This is a genomic window from Hydrogenophaga sp. GW101-3F08, assembly GCF_059424585.1.
Genome location: NZ_JBWKZP010000001.1, coordinates 615,753 through 637,578, shown reverse-complemented (window position 1 = coordinate 637,578; position 21,826 = coordinate 615,753). Strand labels below are relative to the sequence as shown.

At 65.0% G+C, this 21,826-nt stretch carries 18 protein-coding genes and 2 tRNA genes; 16 read left to right on the top strand and 4 right to left on the bottom strand.

Features of this window, described 5'->3' with window-relative positions:
• Positions 1–18: 18 nt before the first annotated feature.
• Positions 19–789: a 3-hydroxybutyrate dehydrogenase gene (locus AC07YZ_RS03210; RefSeq protein ID WP_494793677.1), complete on the bottom strand. Its 771-nt coding sequence runs from the start codon at positions 787–789 to the stop codon at positions 19–21.
• Between the two features lie 79 nt (positions 790–868).
• Between AC07YZ_RS03210 and AC07YZ_RS03205 the strand changes: the two genes are divergently transcribed.
• The 5 genes from AC07YZ_RS03205 to rimO all read left to right on the top strand — a co-directional run bounded on the left by AC07YZ_RS03205 (position 869) and on the right by rimO (position 6,468).
• Positions 869–1,786: an alpha/beta fold hydrolase gene (locus tag AC07YZ_RS03205; protein WP_494793676.1), complete on the top strand. Its 918-nt coding sequence runs from the start codon at positions 869–871 to the stop codon at positions 1,784–1,786.
• An 18-nt stretch (positions 1,787–1,804) separates the two neighbouring features.
• Positions 1,805–4,135: a RelA/SpoT family protein gene (locus tag AC07YZ_RS03200; RefSeq protein WP_494793675.1), complete on the top strand. Its 2,331-nt coding sequence runs from the start codon at positions 1,805–1,807 to the stop codon at positions 4,133–4,135.
• A 63-nt stretch (positions 4,136–4,198) separates the two neighbouring features.
• A tRNA-Val gene (locus AC07YZ_RS03195) sits at positions 4,199–4,275 on the top strand.
• Between the two features lie 198 nt (positions 4,276–4,473).
• A complete protein-coding gene (phaR, locus tag AC07YZ_RS03190) occupies positions 4,474–5,016 on the top strand; it encodes a polyhydroxyalkanoate synthesis repressor PhaR (RefSeq protein ID WP_226492765.1) in 543 nt (180 codons plus the stop codon).
• 66 nt (positions 5,017–5,082) lie between these two features.
• Complete coding sequence (rimO, locus tag AC07YZ_RS03185; protein WP_226492766.1) at positions 5,083–6,468, top strand: 30S ribosomal protein S12 methylthiotransferase RimO; 1,386 nt, start codon at positions 5,083–5,085, stop codon at positions 6,466–6,468.
• Positions 6,469–6,640: 172 nt separating this feature from the next.
• On the opposite strand, the gene AC07YZ_RS03180 is transcribed toward rimO, so the two are convergent.
• Positions 6,641–6,725: transfer RNA gene (locus AC07YZ_RS03180), tRNA-Leu, on the bottom strand.
• Positions 6,726–6,771: 46 nt separating this feature from the next.
• Here AC07YZ_RS03180 and rnr point away from each other — a divergent pair.
• The 3 genes from rnr to AC07YZ_RS03165 all read left to right on the top strand — a co-directional run bounded on the left by rnr (position 6,772) and on the right by AC07YZ_RS03165 (position 10,707).
• Positions 6,772–9,060 carry a ribonuclease R gene (gene rnr, locus AC07YZ_RS03175; protein WP_494793674.1) on the top strand — a complete coding sequence of 763 codons (2,289 nt, stop codon included), beginning with the start codon at positions 6,772–6,774 and terminating at the stop codon, positions 9,058–9,060.
• Positions 9,061–9,074: 14 nt separating this feature from the next.
• A complete protein-coding gene (locus tag AC07YZ_RS03170; RefSeq protein WP_494793673.1) occupies positions 9,075–10,043 on the top strand; it encodes a gamma-glutamyl-gamma-aminobutyrate hydrolase family protein in 969 nt (322 codons plus the stop codon).
• Between the two features lie 112 nt (positions 10,044–10,155).
• Positions 10,156–10,707, top strand: a complete 552-nt coding sequence (locus tag AC07YZ_RS03165) for a YggT family protein (protein WP_226492769.1) — start codon at positions 10,156–10,158, stop codon at positions 10,705–10,707.
• Here the strand turns inward: AC07YZ_RS03165 and AC07YZ_RS03160 are convergent, their stop codons facing one another.
• Both AC07YZ_RS03160 and AC07YZ_RS03155 read right to left on the bottom strand, forming a co-directional pair.
• The gene (locus AC07YZ_RS03160) at positions 10,708–12,315 is read right to left on the bottom strand and encodes an NAD(P)H-hydrate dehydratase (protein ID WP_494793672.1); all 1,608 of its coding nucleotides are present in this window, start codon (positions 12,313–12,315) and stop codon (positions 10,708–10,710) included.
• A 295-nt stretch (positions 12,316–12,610) separates the two neighbouring features.
• Positions 12,611–13,897 (bottom strand): FAD-dependent oxidoreductase, encoded by a 1,287-nt coding sequence (locus AC07YZ_RS03155; protein WP_494793671.1) that lies wholly within the window; start codon positions 13,895–13,897, stop codon positions 12,611–12,613.
• A gap of 344 nt (positions 13,898–14,241) precedes the next feature.
• Between AC07YZ_RS03155 and rpsB the strand changes: the two genes are divergently transcribed.
• From rpsB to rseP, 8 genes are all read left to right on the top strand, one after another.
• Positions 14,242–14,997 carry a 30S ribosomal protein S2 gene (gene rpsB, locus AC07YZ_RS03150; RefSeq protein WP_494793670.1) on the top strand — a complete coding sequence of 252 codons (756 nt, stop codon included), beginning with the start codon at positions 14,242–14,244 and terminating at the stop codon, positions 14,995–14,997.
• Positions 14,998–15,113: 116 nt separating this feature from the next.
• A complete protein-coding gene (tsf, locus tag AC07YZ_RS03145) occupies positions 15,114–16,031 on the top strand; it encodes a translation elongation factor Ts (protein WP_226492772.1) in 918 nt (305 codons plus the stop codon).
• 182 nt (positions 16,032–16,213) lie between these two features.
• Positions 16,214–16,924 carry a UMP kinase gene (pyrH, locus tag AC07YZ_RS03140; RefSeq protein WP_068166087.1) on the top strand — a complete coding sequence of 237 codons (711 nt, stop codon included), beginning with the start codon at positions 16,214–16,216 and terminating at the stop codon, positions 16,922–16,924.
• 42 nt (positions 16,925–16,966) lie between these two features.
• The gene (frr, locus tag AC07YZ_RS03135; protein ID WP_494793669.1) at positions 16,967–17,527 is read left to right on the top strand and encodes a ribosome recycling factor; all 561 of its coding nucleotides are present in this window, start codon (positions 16,967–16,969) and stop codon (positions 17,525–17,527) included.
• A 55-nt stretch (positions 17,528–17,582) separates the two neighbouring features.
• Positions 17,583–18,356 carry a polyprenyl diphosphate synthase gene (uppS, locus tag AC07YZ_RS03130; protein WP_226492774.1) on the top strand — a complete coding sequence of 258 codons (774 nt, stop codon included), beginning with the start codon at positions 17,583–17,585 and terminating at the stop codon, positions 18,354–18,356.
• Positions 18,349–19,182: a phosphatidate cytidylyltransferase gene (locus tag AC07YZ_RS03125; RefSeq protein ID WP_494793668.1), complete on the top strand. Its 834-nt coding sequence runs from the start codon at positions 18,349–18,351 to the stop codon at positions 19,180–19,182. The genes uppS and AC07YZ_RS03125 overlap by 8 nt, the downstream gene beginning before the upstream one ends.
• A gap of 4 nt (positions 19,183–19,186) precedes the next feature.
• On the top strand, positions 19,187–20,374 hold the full coding sequence (gene ispC / locus AC07YZ_RS03120; protein WP_494793667.1) for a 1-deoxy-D-xylulose-5-phosphate reductoisomerase: 1,188 nt from the start codon (positions 19,187–19,189) through the stop codon (positions 20,372–20,374).
• A gap of 75 nt (positions 20,375–20,449) precedes the next feature.
• On the top strand, positions 20,450–21,814 hold the full coding sequence (gene rseP, locus AC07YZ_RS03115) for an RIP metalloprotease RseP (protein ID WP_494793666.1): 1,365 nt from the start codon (positions 20,450–20,452) through the stop codon (positions 21,812–21,814).
• Positions 21,815–21,826: the final 12 nt, after the last annotated feature.

The following is a 21,826-nucleotide window of genomic DNA, read 5'->3' as shown; positions in this document are numbered from 1 at the left end:
ATGACGGGATTTGCAGCCTTATTGCGCCACCCAGCCACCGTCCATGTTCCAGGCCACGCCGCGCACATTGTTGCCCGCCGGCGAGCAGAAAAACACCGCCAGTTCGCCCAGCTCTTCGGGTGTGGTGAACTGCATGGACGGCTCCTTTTCGCCGAGCAGCACCTTCTTGGCGTCCTCGTTGGAAATGCCCAGGGCTCCGGCCTTGGCATCCACCTGCTTTTGCACCAGCGGCGTGAGCACCCAGCCCGGGCAGATCGCGTTGCAGGTCACGCCGGAGGTGGCGTTTTCCAGCGCGGTGACCTTGGTCAGACCGATCACACCGTGTTTGGCCGCGACGTAGGCCGATTTTTCGGCCGATCCCACCAGGCCGTGGACCGACGCCACGTTGATGATGCGGCCCCAGTTGGCGGCCCGCATGGCTGGCAGCGCCAGGCGCGTGGCGTGGAACGCGCTGGTGAGGTTGATGGCGATGATGGCATCCCAGCGTTCCACGGGAAAGTCCTCCACCCGGGCCACGTGCTGGATGCCGGCGTTGTTGACGAGGATGTCCACCTGGCCAAACCGGGACGCGGCAAACGCCATCATGTCCTCGATCTCGGCCGGCTTGCTCATGTCGGCGCCGTGGTAGGCCACCTTCGCGCCCAGTGCCGCGATCCCGGCCTTCGGGCCTTCGGCGTCACCAAAACCGTTGAGCACGATGTTGGCGCCCTGGCGCGCCAGCGCCTTGGCAATACCCAGTCCGATACCGCTGGTGGAGCCGGTGACAAGGGCGGTTTTGTTTGCAAGCATGGGTAAGCTCCAGTTCCATTACGATTCGTTGAGAGACGCTGAAAACATTATCACGGACGCTCAGGGGCACAAGACCAGCATGCAGGAACCCACGCTCAACTTTCTGCCCGTCAGCGGGCCGGCCGCCCAGGGTGGTGTGCCACGGCGCATGGCCTATTGGGACTGGCCCACGACCGGTGCCACCACGGCCCATGTGGTGGTGTGCGTGCATGGCCTGTCGCGGCAGGGGCGCGACTTCGACACCCTCGCGTGCAGCCTGACCAGCCGCTGCCGCGTGATCGCGGTGGACGTGGCGGGGAGGGGTCACAGCGACTGGTTGCAGGACCCCATGGCCTATCAACTCGGCACGTATGCGGCCGACCTCGCCGCGCTGTTGGCGCAATTGCGCGCGCAGACGCCCGGGGTGCGGATCGACTGGGTGGGCACCAGCATGGGGGGGCTGATCGGTATGGCGCTGGCGGCGCAGCCCGCACTGGCGCCACACAGGCTGGTGCTCAACGATGTCGGGCCTGTGATCCAGTGGGAGGCCTTGCAGCGCATCGGCAACTACCTGGGGCTGAACCCGTCGTTTGCGAGCGAACAGGCGGCGATGGACTACCTGGCGTCCATCTCGCCGGGGTTCGGACCGCACAGTCCGGAGCAATGGCGGGCCTTGTCATTGCCCATGCTGCGTGAGCGCGATGGCCGCTGGTGGCTGCATTACGACCCGGCGATCGCGTTGCCTTTCAAGGCTTTGATGGCCGGGGACGAGTCCGTTTCGAGACAGGCCGTGCGCGAGGGTGAAGCAGCCCTGTGGGCACTGTACGACAGCATCACCGCACCGACCTTGCTGCTGCGTGGCACCGGGTCGGATCTGCTCACGCCGGAGACGGCGGAGCTGATGACCCGGCGCGGTCCTTGCGCGCGTTGCGTGTCGTTCGAGGGTGTGGGCCATGCGCCCACGCTGGTGGCCGCCGATCAATGGTCCGCGGTTCGGGATTTTTTATGGGCTGCGTGAGTGCGTCCCGGGATTGACATGAAGCGTTCGACGTCACTTGCATCAAACGGCGCACCGCAGGCCTTCAACGCGGAGACCGCCCCTGTGGGCACGGTGATGCCCTCGGCCATCGTCGCGGCGACCTCCGACAGTTTGCCGCACCAGGCGCAGGCGCTGGCCCGTGCCCGCGCGTTTGCGGAACCGCTGCTCGCCTGCGAGCAACTGGACACGGGCGAAAACATCCTGGCGCACGCCGACGCGGTCGCGGCCATCCTGAACGACATTGGCGGTTCCGAGGCCATGCAGGCCGCCGCCTACCTGGTGTACGCCTGCCAGTACCTCAACCGTCCGCACGACGTGATTGCCAAGGCCTTTGGCGACAATTTTGCGGACCTCGCGGTGGAGACCACCAAGCTGGTCCAACTGCAGCGCCAGGCGCGCTACAAGGCGGCCGAGGTGCAAGCCAAAAAGGATGAAGAGCGCGCGGCGGCTCAGGAACTGTCCTTGCCGCTGGTGTCACCCAACAAGGCGCCGGTTTCGGAGCTGGCGGCGAGCCAGACCGAAAACGTGCGCAAGATGCTGCTGGCGTTCTCGCGCGACCTGCGCGTGGTGATGCTGCGCCTGACTTCCCGGCTGCAGACGCTGCGCTATTTCGCTGCCTGCCGTGGCGAGCCCGGCGAAGCCCTGGCCAGTGAGTCGTTGCATGTGTTCGCACCGCTGGCCAACCGGCTCGGCATCTGGCAGATCAAGTGGGAAATGGAAGACCTGGCGTTCCGTTTCCTGGAGCCGCAGACCTACAAGCAGGTTGCCCGTCTGCTTGACGAGAAGCGGGGCGAGCGCGAGGACCATGTGGAGCAGGTGCGCCAGTCGCTGGAAAACCATTTGCAGCGGATGGGTGTGAAGGCTTCGGTGCAGGGTCGTCCCAAGCACATCTACAGCATCGTCAAGAAGATGCGCGGCAAATCGCTGGACTTTGATCAGGTGTTCGACATCCGGGCCTTGAGGGTGATCGTGCCCGAGGTGAACGACTGCTACGCTGCGCTGGCCTACGTGAACTCGCACTTCACGCCGGTTTCCGAAGAGTTCGACGACTACATCGCCAAGCCCAAGCCCAATGGCTACCAGTCGCTGCACACGGTGGTGCGCGATGAGCAAGGGCGCGCGTTTGAGATCCAGATTCGCACCCAGGCCATGCACGACCACGCCGAGCACGGCGTGGCGGCCCACTGGGCCTACAAGGAGGCCGGAGCCAAGGGCTATGCCGGCGTGTCGGCCAGCTCCGACTACGACGCCAAGATCGCGGTGCTGCGCCAGTTGTTGGCTTGGGAGCGCGACCTGAGTGGCGCGGCCGAGGGGCTGTTTGACGATCGCATTTACGTGCTCACGCCCGACGCCGCCATCGTGGAGCTGCCCCAGGGAGCCACCGCGGTGGACTTCGCCTACAGCGTGCACACCAGTCTGGGGCACCGTTGCCGCGGTGCGCGTGTTGATGGCGCCATGGTCACGCTCAACACGCCGCTGCAGAACGGGCAGACGGTGGAGATCACCGCGGCGAAGGAGGGCGGTCCGTCGCGCGACTGGCTCAACGCCGATCTGGGCTATCTGGTCAGTCACCGCGCCAAGAGCAAGGTGCGCGCCTGGTTCAACGCCCAGGCCATGGAAGAGACCGTGGCGCGAGGGCGCGAGGCCGTGGAAAAGCTGCTCCAGCGCGAAGGCAAGACGGCCCTCAAGCTTGACGATCTGGCGGTCGCCCTTGGCCTGTCGTCGGCGCAGGAACTGTTTGAACAGGTGGGCAAGGACGAGCTCTCGCTGCGTGCCATTGAGACCCAACTGCGGCCGCCCGAACCCGAAGCTCCATCGGAGATACCGGCCTGGCTCAAGAAGCCGCGCAAGGCGTCCGGCCAGCCCAGTGGTGGTGTGCTGGTGGTTGGGGTGGACTCGCTGATGACGCAGCTGGCCAAGTGCTGCAAACCCGCACCACCCGACGAGATCGGCGGCTTCGTCACCCGTGGCAAAGGGGTGAGCATTCACCGGGCCGATTGCAGTGACTTCGCCCATCTGCAGCGCAAGAGCCCGGACCGCGTGATCGAGGTGCAGTGGGGTGGACAAAGCAGCCCCGGTCGCGATGGTAGTGCTGCGGTGTACCCGGTGGACGTGGCGGTGGAGGCATTGGACCGCCAGGGCCTGCTGCGCGACATCTCCGACGTGTTCGCCCGTGAAAAGATGAACGTCATCGGAGTGCAGACGCAGTCGGTGCGCGGCATTGCCTGGATGACCTTCACCATCGAAGTGCTCGACGCGCGCCAGGTGGCCCGCGCCATGGCGGTGGTGGGGGACGTGCCCGGTGTTCGTGTGGTGCGTCGCAAATGATGTTCGTCGGTTTTCAGAAATCGCTGAAAAAACAGCTATACTGCGAGGCTTCGAACAGTTTGTAGGCGCGTAGCTCAGCTGGTTAGAGCACCACCTTGACATGGTGGGGGTCGTTGGTTCGAGTCCAATCGCGCCTACCAAACCTATTCGATGCACCCAAGGGCCGGACGTTTCGTCGGGCCCTTTTGCTTTGTACGATGGCTCGCGCCGGCCACAGCTGCCGGATACCGCACAGGGTAAACCCATGCAGACAGCCGTCGACCGGGCTTTCTAGAATGTGCCGTATGCTCTGAGCTGTTCAGGGCGACCGTGCCCAGTCCCATTCTGAAAGTCCCGTCGTGCAAAAAAGCAAGGCCGAAGCCAGCAGCGCCAGTCCGGGCGCCGTGCGGGTGATCAAAAAATACCCCAACCGACGTCTGTACGATACCGACACCTCGTCCTACATCACGCTGGCGGAGGTGAAGGCGCTGGTGATGGACAACGAGCGGTTTGTGGTGCGCGATGCCAAGACCAACGACGATCTCACCCGCAGCATTCTGTTGCAGATCATTCTGGAAGAAGAAACGGCGGGTGTGCCCATCTTCACCGAGCAGGTGCTGGCCAACATCATCCGTTTTTACGGCAACGCCATGCAGGACTTCATGGGTGCCTACCTGGAGAAGAACGTCCAGATTTTCATGGACCTGCAGCACAAGATGTCCGAGCAGTCCAGCGGCCTCAATCCCGAGGCGTGGAAACAATTTGCGAACATGCAGTCGCCCATGATGCAGGGCATGATGGGAGCCTATATGGAGCAGTCGCGCAGTGCCTTTACCCAGATGCAGGAGCAGATGCAGAAGAGCAGCGAGCAGATGCTCGCGGCAATGGGGCTCAAGCGCTGAGTGCTGGCGGGCCGCGCGGTGGCCGCTCCGCGCACGCGACAGGCCATGGTCTGAGACAATCGGACCATGATTGAAACTGTTGCCACCCCGGGCGCTGCGGCGCCCAAGGTCGGTTTTGTCAGCCTGGGTTGCCCCAAGGCGCTGACCGATTCCGAACTCATCCTCACGCAGCTCAGCGCCGAGGGTTATCAGACCTCCAAGACTTTTGCCGGTGCCGACCTGGTGATCGTCAACACCTGCGGCTTCATCGACGACGCCGTGAAGGAAAGCCTGGACACGATTGGCGAAGCCCTGGCCGAGAATGGCAAAGTGATCGTGACCGGTTGCCTGGGCGCGCGCGCAGGTGAGGACGGCGGCAATATGGTGCGGCAGATGCATCCCAGTGTGCTGGCCGTGACGGGGCCACATGCCACGCACGAAGTGATGGAGGCGGTGCACCAGCACCTGCCCAAGCCGCACGACCCGTTCGTGGACCTGGTGCCGGCGCAGGGGATCAAGCTCACACCGCGTCATTACGCTTACCTGAAGATCAGCGAGGGCTGCAACCACCGTTGCACGTTCTGCATCATTCCGTCCATGCGTGGCGACCTGGTGAGCCGTCCCATCGGCGACGTGCTCACCGAGGCTCGCAAACTCTTTGAGGCTGGTGTGAAGGAATTGCTGGTGGTCAGCCAGGACACCTCGGCCTATGGTGTGGATGTGCAATACCGCACCGGTTTCTGGGATGGGAAGCCGGTGAAAACGCGCATGTTCGATCTGGTGCGCTCGCTCGGTGAGCTGGCCAAGGGCTATGGCGCATGGGTGCGGTTGCACTATGTGTATCCGTACCCGCATGTGGATGACGTCGTCCCGCTGATGGCCGAAGGCCTGTGCCTGCCTTACCTGGATGTGCCGCTGCAACACAGCCACCCCGACGTGCTCAAGCGCATGAAGCGCCCGGCCAGTGGCGAGAAGAATCTGGAGCGCATCGCGCGCTGGCGTGAACTGTGTCCGCAGATCGTGGTGCGCAGCACCTTCATCGCCGGTTTCCCCGGCGAGACCGAAGCGGAGTTCCAGCACCTGCTGGACTTTGTTCAGGAAGCGCAGATTGATCGGGCCGGTTGTTTTGCCTATTCGCCGGTGAACGGTGCCGCGGCCAACGCGCTGCCGGATGCCGTGCCGGATGCGGTGCGCGAAGAACGCCGTGCGCGTTTCATGGCCGTGGCCGAGGCCGTGTCCGCGGACAAGCTGCGCCAGCGCGTGGGTGCGACCATGCAGGTGTTGGTGGACTCGGCGCCCGGTCTGGGCAAGAAGGGTGGCGTGGGGCGCAGCTACGCCGATGCGCCCGAGATCGATGGTGTGGTGCGTTTGTTGCCACCGGAAAAAATCAGCAAGACGCTCAAGGTGGGTGAATTCACCAAGGCGCGCATCGTGGCGGCGGAAGGCCACGATTTGCTGGCGGTTCCGTTTTGACCGCAGCCACCGGCACAGTGCGCTGCGATAGCCGCCGGCCGGTGGGGGTCAAAGCCCGTCCTTGTTTTCAAGAGAAAAGCCGCGACGCTGCGAGCGTGGCGGCTTTTGTGGTTTCCCGCGAGGGAACAATAAAAAAGGGCTTGCAAACATCACGTTTGCAAGCCCTTATGATTGGTGCCCAAGAGAGGACTCGAACCTCCACGCCTCTCGGCGCTAGTACCTGAAACTAGTGCGTCTACCAATTCCGCCACCTGGGCATCTCAGGAAAAACGCTAGTATAGCACGGAAAATTGAATTTAAAAAGTGAACGAAAAAAACAGCCTGTTGGCCGAATTTGAAGGTGTCGTGTCGGGTCATCGTGACGGACATGGCTTTGTGATCCGCGATGACGGACAGGCAGATATCTATCTGCCGTCCAATGAAATGCGGGCCGTGTTGCACAAGGACCGGGTCAAGGCGCGCATCGTGCGACTGGACCGCAAGGGCCGCCCGGAGGGGCGCGTCACGGAAATTGTCGAACGCGCGAACGCGCCCATCATCGGGCGGCTGCTTCAGGAGAGCGGTGTCTGGCTGGTCGCGCCGGAAGACAAGCGGTACGGGCAGGACGTGTTGATCCCCAAGGGCGCGACCGGATCGGCCAAGCCCGGGCAGGTGGTGGTGGTCGAACTGACCGAGCCGCCCGCGCTGTATGGGCAGCCTGTGGGGCGGGTCAAGGAAGTGCTGGGCGAGATCGACGACCCCGGTATGGAGATCGAGATCGCGGTGCGCAAGTACGGCGTGCCTCACGAGTTTTCCGAAGCCGCACTGGCGCAAGCCCGTGCCTTGCCGGATCACGTGCGTGCTTCGGACCACAAACACCGCGTCGATCTGCGCGATGTGCCGCTGGTCACGATCGACGGCGAAGATGCTCGCGATTTTGACGACGCGGTCTATTGCGAGCCGGCCAAGGTCGGGCGAAGCAAAGGCTGGCGTCTGCTGGTGGCCATCGCCGACGTGAGCCACTACGTGGAGACCGGCTCTGCCATCGATGTGGATGCCTATGACCGGGCGACCTCGGTGTACTTTCCGCGCCGCGTGATTCCCATGCTGCCCGAGAAGCTGTCGAACGGCCTGTGTTCGCTCAACCCAGGTGTGGAGCGTCTGTGCATGGTCTGCGACATGCTGATCAATGCCAAAGGCGAGGTGCACGCCTACCAGTTCTACCCGGCGGTGATGTTCAGCCATGCGCGTTTCACCTACACCGAGGTGGCCGCCATCCTGCAGAACACCCGGGGCCCCGAGGCGGCGCAGCGCAAGGCGCTGGTGCCCTATCTGTTGAACCTGCACGACGTGTACCGTGCGCTGCTGGCGGCGCGCAATGTGCGTGGCGCGGTGGACTTTGAAACCGTGGAGACCCAGATCGTCTGCGACGAGTCGGGCCGGATCGAAAAGATCGTTCCACGCACCCGCAACGATGCGCACAAGCTGATCGAGGAGGCCATGCTGGCAGCCAACGTGTGCTCGGCCGATTTCATTGGCGAAGGCAAACACACGGGTCTGTTCCGGGTGCACGAAGGGCCCACGCCCGAGAAGCAGGACATCCTGCGCAATTACCTCAAGGCCATGGGGGTCACGCAGACCATCAGCGACAACCCGCATCCTTCGGAGTTCCAGCTGATCGCCAACGCGACCAAGGACCGGCCCGAGTCGCAGCAGATTCACACGATGCTGCTGCGTTCGATGCAGCAGGCCATCTACACGCCGCTCAACGCCGGTCACTTTGGTCTGGCCTTTGACGCCTACACCCACTTCACCAGCCCGATCCGGCGCTACCCGGATTTGTTGGTGCACCGTGTCATCAAGGCAATCCTGGCTGGCAAGCGCTACCAGTTGCCGGCCTTGCCCACGCCGGGTGAGGCGCATGCCAAACTGAGCAAGCGCCTGGCCAGTCGTGCCAAGCCGGTCACCGGGGAACCGGTGAAGAAGCCGTCGGCCGACACGCTGGCCTGGCAGGCTGCGGGCCTGCACTGCAGCGCCAACGAACGCCGTGCCGACGAGGCCAGCCGCGACGTTGAGGCTTGGCTCAAATGCAAGTACATGCGCGAGCACCTAGGCGAGGAGTTCAGCGGCGTGGTCAGCTCGGTGACCAGTTTCGGCTTGTTCGTGACGCTCGACGCCATGTATGTCGAAGGGCTGGTCCACATCACCGAACTGGGTGGCGAGTATTTCCGCTTCGACGAAGCGCGCCAGGAATTGCGTGGGGAGCGCACGGGCATCCGGTACGCACTGGGCTCGCGTGTGCAGGTGCAGGTCAGCCGGGTGGATCTGGATGGGCGTCGCATCGACTTCCGCCTGGTCACGGGCGAAGACGATCTGGTGCTGCGGGCCATGCGCGACAAGACCGGCCAAACCGAAGGCGGGTCTTCCAGCGGCCGCGGTGGGAAGCCCCGTCGGGGCCGCAACGAAACCCAGGGGCAGAGCCGGCAGGCCGGGGGGGCGTTGCCGCCGGTGATGGAGGTCAAGGCGTCCGTGCGCAAGGCTGCCACCAAGAAGGGTGAGCGAGGCGGCGGTGCCCGCGGTACCGCCGGCAAGGCCCGCAAGAGCCGCCGTTAGGAAGGATGGACCGCATGTCCGGCGCTGCCAGCACCCCCTCCGTGCGGCGCAAGCCGGCGGGTTCGGCGGGTGCCGAAAACGGCGCTGCACCTGCAAAACCGGTGCAGCGGCGGCGCAAGAAGAGCGCGGGGCCCGCGGAGCGGCCTCTGCGCATCGGCGTGTCCGCCCGTCTGCTTTACCAGGTGCCATCCGAGCTGGGTTTTCGCAACAAGAACCTGCAGTACATCGAGCAGTCGCTCGCGCACTGGATCATGGAACACGGTGCGGTGGCCTTCATGGTGCCGGCCGTGGCGCACGACAGCAAACACGCGGCGCGCCACCTCAAGGTCGAACTCGTGGTGCAGGAGCTGGACGCGCTGGTGCTGCAGGGCGGGGCCGACGTGGCGCCGCAGACCTACGGTCAGACGCCGATCGATCCACGCTGGCACGGTGACGTGGTGCGCGACCGCTATGAACTGGCGTTGCTGCGGGCCTTTCTGGCACAGAAACGGCCGGTGCTCGGGGTGTGCCGTGGGGCGCAGTTGCTCAACGTGGCCTTTGGTGGAACGCTGTACCAGGACATCGCCATGCAGTGCCCGGCAGCGCATGCCCACGTGGACACCGATCTGTACGACCAACTCGAACACGACGTCACGTTTCTGCAGGGCAGTGCGCTGACCAGGCTGTACCCCACCTCGTCGCAATTGCGCGTCACCAGCATCCATCACCAGGCGGTGGCGGAGCTGGGCAAGGGCATGGTGGTGGAGGCGGTGTCCACACTCGACGGTCTGGTGGAGGCGATCCGCTGGACCGGTGACGCGTACGCCCGGGGTGTGCAATGGCACCCGGAGTTTCACCACGGGCGAGACTCCCTGGCCGACAGCTCGCCCATCATGCTGGACTTTCTGCACGCCTCCCGATCGGCCGCGCTGGAGCGGCTGGCCGCCGGTCTGGAGCCCGACCCCAGGGTGCCCAGGGCCCCGCTCAGACTGCCCGCGGGTTGAGGCGGCGCCGGCGCCGGGGCCGGTGCTCTGCCTCTAAACTCGGTGCACAACGCTTGGCTCGATGGCATGTTTGCCGCAATCCTCTGCCAGGCCAGCCCACTGGACCACCCTTATGCGCATCGTCTTCTTTCTGTTGGATACCCTGTTTTTCTTCCTGGTGGCGGCCGCGCTGCTGCGCGCGTGGATGAACCATCAGCGGGTCCATATGTCGGCCCAGCCGGGGCGGTTGGTGATCGCGGTGACCAATTGGCTGGTGGCGCCGGTGCGGCGCGTCTTGCCCCGCAGCCTGGCGCAAAGCCGGGTGGACTGGGGCAGTCTCATGGCGGCGCTGCTGCTGGCCATGGCGTATGGCGGCATCTGGATGATGCTGGCCATGGCGCTGTCTCCCGTGTCGGCTTCGCCTGCTGCCCTGGTCCTGGCCATTCCGGTGATGGCCGTCAAGTTCCTGTTGCGCACGCTGCTGCAGGGTCTGATGGTGCTGTTGTTGGCCTATGCGGTACTGTCGTGGGTGCAGCCCCACTCGCCCGTGCTCGCCACGCTGGACCGGCTTTGCGCTCCCATCCTGCGCCCCGTGCGCCGGATCGTGCCCATGGTGGGCGGTGTCGACCTGTCGGTGTTGGTGCTGGTGATCCTGTTGCAGGTCGGGTTGATGCTGCTGGGTTAGCTACACGCCACCCATGGGCCGCACCCGCGCCGCCAGCCGGCTGGCACTCAGCGCTTCGGTGCGGTGGCCGGGCGGTGCATCTTCGGTGCTCCAGTGATCGGCCAGCCAGCCATGCTGGAACACCGAGCCGGCCACCAGGTCCAGCCGGTGACGCTCTGTGCCGCCTGGCAATGCCACAGCGCGGCCGATCATGCCGGCGAGCACGTCGCCGGTGCCGGCTGTGGCCAGCGCTGCGTTGCCGGTGGGATTGATTCGTGGGATCTGGCCGGGTGCGACGATCAACGTGCCCGAGCCCTTGAGCACGCACACCACACCGAAACGCTCGCTCAGGGTGCGTGCGGCCAGCAGGCGGTCGGCCATCACGGTGGCTGTGTCGCTGCCCAGCAGGCGAGCCGCTTCGAGTGGGTGTGGCGTGATCACCGTGAACCAGCCGCGCGCGCTGCGTTGGCGCAACAGGGTTTGCAGGGCGCTGTCCGCGGCCACGGCGTTCAGGGCGTCGGCATCGAGCACCAGGCGTGGCGCGCGGGACAGCACCCTCGGTAGCACCCTGGTCACCGCAGAACCGCCGCCGCAACCACAGACTACACCTGCGGTTTTGAGCAACTCGGATTCCAGCAAAGGGGCGATTTGCCGGAACATCAGCTCCGGGCATACCGGGTCCCACCGGACGTTGCTGACCGAGGAGGGGGCTTCGAGCAAGCCGACGAAAACCCGTCCCGCACCAGCGTGCAACGCCGCACGGGCGGCCAGCAGGGCAGCGCCGGTCATGCCCGCGCCATCCGCTGCCATGTCCTGCCCGCCGATGACCAGCACGTCGCCAAAACTGCCTTTGTGGCTGGCGTGTGGCGGTTGTGATGCCGCGACGCCGCAGCCACTGTGGCCCGACAGCCAGACGGACACCGGTGCGTCGGGTTCCGGGTTGATACCCAGATCGTCGAACCAGACCACTCCGGCCGCGTCTCGCCCCTGGGCGGTAAAGAGGCCGGGCTTGACCGTGAGCAGCGTCAGCGTGTGGCGCGGGCCATGGGGTGTGGTGCCGCGGGTTGGCTGGGTGAGCGTGGACATGTCCACCCATTGCCCTGTGTCGGCATTGAGTCCGCTCGGAACGTCGACACACAGGACCGGCGTTGTCGAGGTCTGCAGTTGCTCCATCCATCGGGCCATCGTCCCTTGCGGCGCACGGGTGGCGCCAATGCCGAGCAAGGCGTCGATGGCGAGGTCCCACGACGCGGGCGGTTCGGCGCAGAAACGCAGGCCGGCGGCGCGCGCCTGGTTCAGGGCGTTGCGGGCATCGGCGGGCAGGCGGCTTTCATCGGCCGGGTCCCCGAGAAAGTGGGTGACCCATACCTCGGCACCACCGTTGGCCTGGGCCCAGCGGTGCAGGTGGGTCGCCGCGATCAGGCCGTCGCCGCCGTTGTTACCGGGACCGCAGGCGACCCAGATGCTGCGCGCGTGGGGTCGCAGTGCCTGGGCCAGGCGCGCCACCGCGAGGCCGGCACGGGCCATCAGCGTGTGGGGGGGCAGTGCACTGGCCGCCGCCCGCTCCATCTGGCGGGTGGCCTCAACGCTGTACAGCGCCTGCGCTTGGGTGTGATCGATCTGACGCATCGCCCCGCAACAGTCGTTCAGGCCGCGGCCTGCGCCTTGCCGGTACCCAGCAGCTTTTCGTCGGGCTCATCGAGGAAACTGAACATGTCCATGGTGGTGCTCCTGGAGAGATGGGGGAAAAGCCAGCAGGCATCCTGCGGGTCCGTGCGCCAACCGTCAAGTCCACCGCATGGTGACCGCCGGCCTTGGCGCATGGCACCTGCCCACGCCTGCGCGGACGGTGAGCCTGTTGATGGCATTTCAACACGGTCGCGCGGCGGTCAGGTGACGCGGCTCCGACGGATCGCGTCACCGGTCAGAGACCGAAGCGCTGCGGCGAGTACGTGCTCAAGTCGATGTCGGGCGAGCCGCCCCGGATGGCGTCAGCCAGCGCCCGTGCGCTGCCGCAGGCCGTGGTCCATCCGCTGTCGCCATGGCCCAGGTTCAACCACAGGCCCGGCAACCGGCTCGCACCCACCACCGGCGGGCCGTCCGGCAGCATGGCGTGGGCGCCTTGCCACTCCAGCACGCTGTCTTGCTGACCTCCCATCCGGGCGGCACCGGGGAACCAGTCAGCGAGCACTTGGTACAGGCGGCGCAGTTCCGTGGCCGATTTCAACCCGGGGCGGCCACCCAGGCGGGCGCCGCCGGCCACCCGCACCCGCTGTCCGAGCCGCGTGATCGAAACACCGTGCCGCGCGTCCAGCACGCCGGACAGTGGTGCGTCCATGGGCTCCCGAATGGCGGCACTGATGGAGTGCCCATACACCGGCTGCAGGGGAATCCGCAGCCCCAGCGGGCGCAGCAGTTCGGCGCTGGCGGCGCCGGCACAGAGAACCGCTGCGTCAAAGCGTTCGCTGGATGGCGCCTCCGATGGGCTGGCGCTGTCGACGGGCGCGTGGGTCAGGGTGACGCCACCGTCCACATCGATGCGCTCGACGCGGGTGCCAAACGCAAAGCGGCAGTTGAGCGACTGCGCCTGTGCTTTGATCAGCAAGGTGAACTGGCGGCAGTTCGCCACGGCGTCTCCGAACAGCTCGATTCCGGCATGCAGCGGGGTGTCTGGGTTCAGCGCGGGTTCGAGCAAACGGGTGTCCTGGCCGGACAACTCCCGCACTTCCACGCCAAGTGTCCGCATGAGCTGTAACGACCCCCGCATCTGTTCAGCCTCCTGCGGGGTGCGCCACAACACGAGCAACCCCTGGCTGCGGTCGTAGTCCAGCTGCATCGCGGTGCTGAGAGCCTGCAGTCGCTGGTGGCTGTAGCTCGCGAGTCGGTGCACGTGTTCCAGGTGGCCGACCTGCGCACCAGGCTGGCCCGCGCGCTGCCATTGCCACAGCCACGGCCATTCGCCTGTGCGCGGAAGACGCTCCAGTTTCAGGCCCGATCCCGCGGCCGCCCAGGGCGTCAAGGACCGCCACCCACGTCGATGGCCCGCCAGGGCCAGGATCCAGCCCGGGTGAATCAGTGTGCCGTTGGCAAAGCTGGCCTCTTCGGCCACGGTGTGCCGACGCTCAAACACCGTGACTTCGTGGCCATCGAGTGCCAGCTCGTAGGCTGTGGTGGTGCCAACGACGCCGGCCCCGATGATCGCGAGCTTCATGGCAGCCTCCGGCTTGGATCTGTCCGCCGGGCGGACGGCTGGTTCAGCAGGGCTTGCACGGGGGAACGCGGGGGAGGCATGGGGTTGGGCACAAAAAACTCCCGGCTGTGCGGGAGCGGGCACAACCGGACGGGCTTGGAGGAATGGGTCGGTGTCGGTCCGGCTGCTATAATTGATAGGCTTTGCTACCCCATGGGTCTGAATATCCTTTCAGGCCCATGCAGCGAAGCCAATCGCAAACCAGCCCAACCGGGTGTTGCCGAGGGATGTGGCGGTGCATGATGCGCCGCACAACCCAGGTGATCGGGGCTGGATTTTAGTCTCAACCTCTGGAAAGAAATCTCATGTCTATCTCCATGCGCGAAATGCTGGAAGCGGGCGTCCATTTTGGTCACCAAACCCGTTTCTGGAACCCCAAGATGGCTCCGTACATCTTCGGTCACCGCAACAAAATCCACATCGTCAACCTCGAAAAGACGCTGCCCCTGTTCGAAGAGGCCGCCAAGTTCGTGCGCCAGCTCTCCGCCAACCGCGGCACCATCCTGATGGTGGGTACCAAGCGCCAGTCCCGTGACATCCTGGCCCAGGAAGCCCGCCGTGCCGGTGTGCCCTTCGTGGATCAGCGTTGGCTCGGTGGCATGCTGACCAACTTCAAGACCGTCAAGACGTCCATCAAGCGCCTCAAGGACATGCAGGCCCAGAAGGAAGCCGGTCTGGATAGCATGTCCAAGAAAGAGCAGCTGACCTTCTCTCGCGAAATGGAAAAGCTGGAAAAGGACATCGGCGGCATCCAGGACATGGCCGCGCTGCCCGACGCCATCTTCGTGATCGACGTGGGTTTCCACAAGATCGCGGTGCTCGAAGCCCAGAAGCTGGGCATTCCGCTGGTGGGCGTGGTCGATACCAACCACTCGCCCGTGGGCATTGACTACGTCATCCCCGGCAACGACGACTCCGCTCGCGCCGTGGCCCTGTATGCCCGTGGCATCGCGGATGCGATCCTCGAAGGCCGCAACAACGCCGTGAACGACGTTGTCAAGGCCGTGGCCGCCGAAGGCAGCGACGAATTCGTCGAAGTCAAGGACAGCGCAGCCGCCTGATTGCTGCCCTTGCGCGAAAGAGGGGCTCGCGTGGCCCCTTTTTCGCACGCGAAAACCGATCAATTGACTAGTCCGCTCACGTCCTGCGGGGTGCAGCGGTCAACGGAGAACTGAAAATGGCAATTACTGCAAGCATGGTGGCCGAACTGCGCGCCAAGACCGACGCCCCCATGATGGAATGCAAAAAGGCGCTGACCGAAGCCGATGGCGACATGGCCAAGGCCGAGGAACTGCTGCGCGTCAAGCTGGGCACCAAAGCCGGCAAGGCCGCATCGCGCGTGACCGCCGAAGGCGTGGTCGCGAGCTTCATCGACGGCACCACCGGTGGCCTGATCGAAGTCAACTGCGAAACCGACTTCGTGACCAAGAACGACAGCTTCCTGGCCATGGCCAATGCCGCAGCTAAGCTGGTGGCTGAGCACAACCCGGCCGACGTCGCCGCCCTGGGCGCGCTGCCCTACAGCCAGGACAGCTTCGGCCCCACGCTCGAAGACGTGCGCAAGGGTCTGATTGGCAAGATCGGCGAGAACATGAGCTTCCGCCGTTTCAAGCACTACAGTGGCGCGGCCAGGCTGGTGAGCTACCTGCACGGCACCCGCATCGGTGTGGTGGTGGAGTTTGACGGCGAGGAAACCCCCGCCAAGGACACCGCCATGCACATCGCTGCCATGAAGCCTGTTGCGCTGACCAGCGCCGACGTGCCGGCCGAGCTGATCGAGCGCGAGCGCTCGGTGGCGACCGCCAAGGCCGACGAGGACCGCAAGGTCGCCGAGGCCGCAGGCAAGCCGGTGCAGTCCGCCGAAATCGTGACCAAACGCATCGAAGGTGGCGTGCAGAAGTACCTCAAGGAAGTGTCGCTGTTCAACCAGCCCTTCGTGAAGAACGACAAGCAGACCGTCGAGCAGATGCTCAAGGCCGCCGGAACCACCGTCAAGGGCTTCACGCTCTACGTGGTGGGCGAAGGCATCGAGAAGAAGGTCGACGACTTCGCGGCCGAAGTGGCGGCCCAGGTCGCAGCAGCCAAGGGCGCCTGATCCGTCGCTGGACGATTGGCCAGCCCCTTTGCTGAGTGAGACAACGGGCCGTGAGGCCCGTTGTCTTGTGGGGTGCCGTTTTTTCGATCGCATGCGGGGCCGCTGCCCTGCATAGGCTGGTCGCTGCTCGCTACACTTGCGGGTTGAGTTTTTCGCTGATTCATTTCCAGAAAGTTGTCCCCATGCCAGCCTACAAACGGATCCTGCTGAAATTGTCGGGCGAAGCCCTGATGGGCGACGATGCTTTTGGCATCAACCGGGCGACGATCGTTCGCATGGTGGAAGAAATTGCCGAGGTGACGCGCCTGGGCGTGGAGGTGGCCATCGTCATCGGTGGTGGCAACATCTTTCGCGGCGTGGCGGGTGGCTCGGTCGGCATGGACCGAGCCACCGCCGACTACATGGGCATGCTGGCCACGGTCATGAATTCGCTGGCCCTGGCCGACACGATGGAAAAGGCGGGCTTGGTGGCCCGGGTGATGTCGGCCATTGCGATCGAGCAGGTGGTCGAGCCCTATGTGCGTCCCAAGGCCCTGCAGTACCTGGAGGAGGGCAAGGTCGTGGTGTTCGCCGCCGGCACCGGTAACCCGTTCTTCACCACCGACACTGCAGCCGCCCTGCGTGGCGCGGAAATCGGCGCCGAGATCGTGCTCAAGGCCACCAAGGTCGATGGCGTCTACAGCGCCGACCCCAACAAGGACCCGTCGGCCACCCGCTACACGACCATTTCGTTTGACGAAGCCATGGCGAAAAACCTGCAGGTGATGGACGCCACGGCGTTCGCCCTGTGCCGCGACCAGAAACTGCCCGTCAAGGTGTTCTCGATCTTCAAGCCGGGCGCCCTGCGCAATGTGGTGCTGGGCGGGGACGAGGGCACCCTGGTTCACGTCTGACGCAAGCCGAAACACCGAACACTGTCGATTGGAGGAGCATTCATGAGCATCGCTGAAGTCCGTCAAACCGCTGAGCACAAGATGCAGCAGTCGGTGGAGTCGTTCAAGGGCAACCTGGCCAAAGTGCGGACCGGGCGGCCCAATCCACAATTGCTCGACACGGTGCATGTGGACTACTACGGTTCCATGTTGCCGTTGTCGCAGGTGGCCAACCTGACGCTGCTCGATGCGCGCACCATTGGCGTGGCGCCGTGGGAAAAAGGCATGGGCGCCAAGATCGAGAAGGCGATTCGCGAATCCGATCTCGGCCTCAACCCGGCGAGCCAGGGCGACCTGATCCGTGTGCCCATGCCCCCCATGACCGAGGAGCGCCGCCGGGAGCTCACCAAGGTGGTGCGTGGTGAAGGCGAGGCGGCCAAGATCGCCATCCGCAATTTGCGCCGCGATGCCAACGACGCGGTGAAAAAACTGCTCAAGGACAAGCTGGTTTCTGAAGACGATGACCGCCGTTCGCAAGAGGACATCCAGAAGCTGACCGATCGCATGATCTCGGAAGTCGACCGTCTGGTCGCCTCCAAAGAACAGGACATCATGGCGGTCTGAGGCGTCCGGCCTCTCACCTCCTGCCTTGTCCCATGGCCTTTTTTCCAGCACCCTGATGGCAGACGCTCCCGTCCCCGAGTTCTCAACGCCCGCCGGTGTGCCGCGCCACGTGGCCATCGTGATGGACGGCAATGGTCGCTGGGCCCAAAAGCGCCATCTGCCGCGTGTCGCTGGGCACAAGCAGGGCGTGGACGCCTTGCGAGGTACGGTGCGGGCCTGCCTGGACAGGGGCATCCCCGTGCTCACGGTGTTTGCCTTTTCCTCGGAAAACTGGAACCGGCCGGTGGAGGAGGTGTCCAGCCTCATGGAGCTGCTGGCCCTGGCCTTGTCGCGCGAGGTGCCCAAGCTCAGCGAAAGTGGTGTGCGTCTGTTTTTCCCGGGTGATCGCACGGGTCTTTCCAAGCGGGTGGTGCAAGGCTTGCAAGCCGCCGAAGACAAGACGGCGCAGAACCAGCGGCTGGTGCTCAACGTCTGTTTCAACTACGGTGGGCGCTGGGACATCGCGCAGGCCGCACGCCGGCTGGTGGCCGCTGGCCGGGAAATCACCGAGCAAAGCCTGGCCGAAAACACCGCGCTGGCCCATGTGGGTGACCCGGACCTGATGATTCGCACCGGTGGGGAGATGCGCATCAGCAACTTCCTGCTGTGGCAGGCGGCCTACACCGAGCTGTTTTTCACCCCATGCCTCTGGCCCGACTTCGATGATGCGGAGCTGGATCGGGCACTGGCAGATTTCGCCAGCCGAGAACGGCGCTTTGGCAAAACGTCTGGACAGTTGGAAAAGCCCGTGCCCGGTGCCGCTTCGGTGGGCGGGTTGCACCATGCTTAAGCAGCGGGTGATCACCGCGCTGGTCTTGCTGGCTTTCTTGTTGCCGGCGCTTTTCTATCCGACGATTGAACCCTTTGCCGTGCTGGCCCTGGTGGTGGTTGTGGCAGCGGGCTGGGAATGGGCACGCCTCAATGGGTGCAGCGAGCGTGCGGCGAAGGCTTTGGGGCTGGGGTTTGGGCTGATCCTCGGATGCGTCTGGATCGCGGGTGGACTGGAGCTGTCGTGGCGCGGCCTCTGGCTGGCCGCTGCGGTCTGCTGGGTGTTGTTGGCGGTGGTCATGTTGCGACGCGGTGTGCCCGGGTGGAGCGCCTGGTCGGCGCCCTGGCGCCTGGGGCTTGGCCTGGTGTTGATCGCCTGCGCCTGGCTGGCCCTGGTGCAGGCCCGTATGCTTGGGCTGGGTTTCCTGCTGTCGGTGCTGACGCTGGTCTGGATGGCCGACATCTCGGCCTATTTTGGTGGCAAGACCTTTGGCCGTCACAAACTGGCGCCCACCGTGAGTCCTGGCAAAAGCTGGGAAGGGGTGTTCAGTGGCATGGCGGGTGTGTTGCTGTTGGCGCCTGGCTGGCTCTGGATCGATGCCCAAGGGGTCTTTGCGCAGCCCAGTCTGTTCTCCCGCCTGTGGGCCTGGGGGCCCGTGCTGGCGGTGCTGGGCGGTGTTTTTCTCGTCACCATGAGCGTGGTCGGTGACCTGGTGGAGTCTCTTGTGAAGCGCAGCGCGGGCATGAAGGACTCGAGCCAACTGTTGCCCGGGCACGGCGGGGTGCTGGACCGGGTCGATGCGCTGCTGCCTGTGTTGCCGCTGGCCATGATGCTGGCCACTTTCTGAAACCATGACTTCATCCAGACAAACCGTCACCATTCTCGGCTCCACCGGGTCGATCGGCGTGAACACGCTTGACGTGATTTCCCGCCATCCTGACCGCTACGAGGTCTTCGCCCTGACGGCGTCCACCCAGGTCGAGGCCCTGCTGGTCCAGTGCCAGGCGTTTTCGCCGCGCTATGCGGTCATGGCCAGCGCCGACCATGCGCGGCAACTGTCCGCGCGGGTGAAAGAACTGGGCCTGCGGGTCCAGGTTCTGGCGGGGGCCCAGGCCTTGTGCGAGGTCAGTGCGGACCCTGCGGTACAGGTGGTGATGGCCGCCATCGTGGGTGCCGCCGGGTTGGCGCCGACGCTCGCGGCGGCCCATGCCGGGAAAAAGCTGTTGCTGGCCAACAAGGAGGCGTTGGTGGTCGGCGGCGGGCTGTTCATGGACGCGGTGCGCGACGGTGGCGGCACCCTGCTGCCCATCGACAGCGAACACTCGGCCATCTTCCAGTGCCTGCCGGAAGACGCGCGGCATTGGCCGTCCCGGCTGGACCACATCCTGCTGACCTCGTCGGGTGGACCGTTCCGGGAAACCCCCCTGTCGGCACTGCCTGGCATCACGCCCGATCAGGCCTGCGCGCATCCCAACTTCGTCATGGGGCGCAAGATATCGGTGGATTCGGCCACCATGATGAACAAGGCGCTTGAAGTCATCGAGGCGCGCTGGCTGTTCGATCTGCCTCCGGAGAAGATCAAGGTGCTGATCCATCCGCAGCAGATCATCCACTCGATGGTGCAGTTCAAAGACACCTCGGTGCTGGCCCAGCTGGGCACCCCGGACATGCGCGTGCCCATTGCCTATGGCCTGTCGTGGCCGGAGCGCATGGAAAGCGGCGCGCAACCGCTGGATTTTTCCTCACTGGTTTCGATGACGTTCATGGACCCGCAGCGCGAACGTTATCCGGGCTTGTACCTTTCCTGGGACGCCCTGTTGGCGCCGGAAGGCACGACCACCGTGCTCAACGCCGCCAACGAGGTGGCGGTCGCCGCATTCCTCGGACAGCGGCTGCGGTTTGACCAGATTCATGCGGTCAACCATGCAACTTTGACGGCTGTGTTGCCCTCCAAGCCGCACAGCCTGGACGAGCTGATGGCCATCGACGCGGAAGCCCGCGCGCAGGCCGAAGCCCAGGTTCATCGGCTTCGGGCCTGAACCCAGCCCGGGCCATCGCCCTGGATCGATGGACCCCGGACATCCCCATCCAGGCGGCACAACGGATACCCAGACATGCTCACACTCGTTGCCTTTGTGGTGGCCCTTGGACTTCTGATCGCCGTGCACGAATACGGCCACTACCGCGTGGCGGTGGCCTGCGGGGTGAAGGTGCTGCGTTATTCGGTTGGCTTTGGCAAGCCCCTGCTGCGTTGGCACCGCAAAGGCAGTCCCACCGAATTTGTGCTCTGCGCGCTGCCCCTGGGGGGCTATGTGCGCATGCTTGATGAGCGCGAGGCGCCGGTGGATGCCGCCGAACGCCATCTGGCCTTCAACACGCAACCCCTGCGATCGCGGGCCGCCATCGTTGCGGCAGGCCCCTTGGCCAATTTGCTGCTCGCCGTGGCGCTGTACTCCGTGGTGAACTGGACGGGTGTCGAAGAGCCCAAGCCCGTGCTGGGCAGTCCCGTTGCGGGTTCGCTGGCCGCTGGCGCGGGCTTGTCTGGCGGGGAATGGGTGGCCCGGTCCAGCACAGCCGATGCGGAACCGGCCGATGTGGGTTCGTTTGAAGACCTGCGCTGGCGCCTGACCCAGGCGGCGCTGTCGGGTGAGGACATGACGCTTTGGGTGGGGCGGGAAGAGGGCAGCAGCACACATGCTGTGACCCTGGCGCTGAGCGAGCTGAATGTGCGCGAGGCCGATGCCAGCCTGTTTCAGCGCATCGGCATCACGGCACCATGGACAGCGCCGCTGGTGGGTGAGGTGATGCCGGATGGGGCTGCGGCGGCGGCCGGTTTGCAGGCAGGGGACCGGGTGCAACAGGTGGATGGTCGGCCCGTGGCGGATGGTCAGGCCCTGCGCGCCTTGATCAAGGCCGCGGTCGGCCCCGGCGGGCAGGCGGTCGAGCAGCGCTGGGTGGTTGAGCGTGCCGGGCGCCTCGTGGAGCTGAGTGTCAAGCCAGCACCCGAGCGGCAAGGCGAGTTGTGGATCGGGCGCATAGGCGCCTACATTGGCGCAGCCCCACAGATGATGACTGTGCGCCACGGTTTTCTGGACGGCCTGACCCTGGGGGTTGTGCGAACCTGGGAAGTGTCCTGGCTCACGCTCAAGATGATGGGGCGCATGCTGATCGGCGAAGCCTCGGTCAAGAACCTCAGCGGGCCCCTCACGATCGCCGACTACGCAGGCAAGTCGGCCAGCATGGGTTTGACCTCCTATCTGTTGTTTCTCGCTCTGATCAGCGTCAGTCTGGGGGTGCTCAACCTGCTGCCACTGCCCGTCTTGGACGGAGGGCACCTGATGTATTATCTTTGGGAGGGTGTGACCGGACGCAGCGTTTCCGACGTCTGGATGGAGCGCCTGCAGCGCGGAGGTATCGCGGTACTTCTGGCCCTCATGTCCGTCGCCTTGTTCAATGATGTGGCCCGCTTGGCTGGCTGAACGTACTTCTCC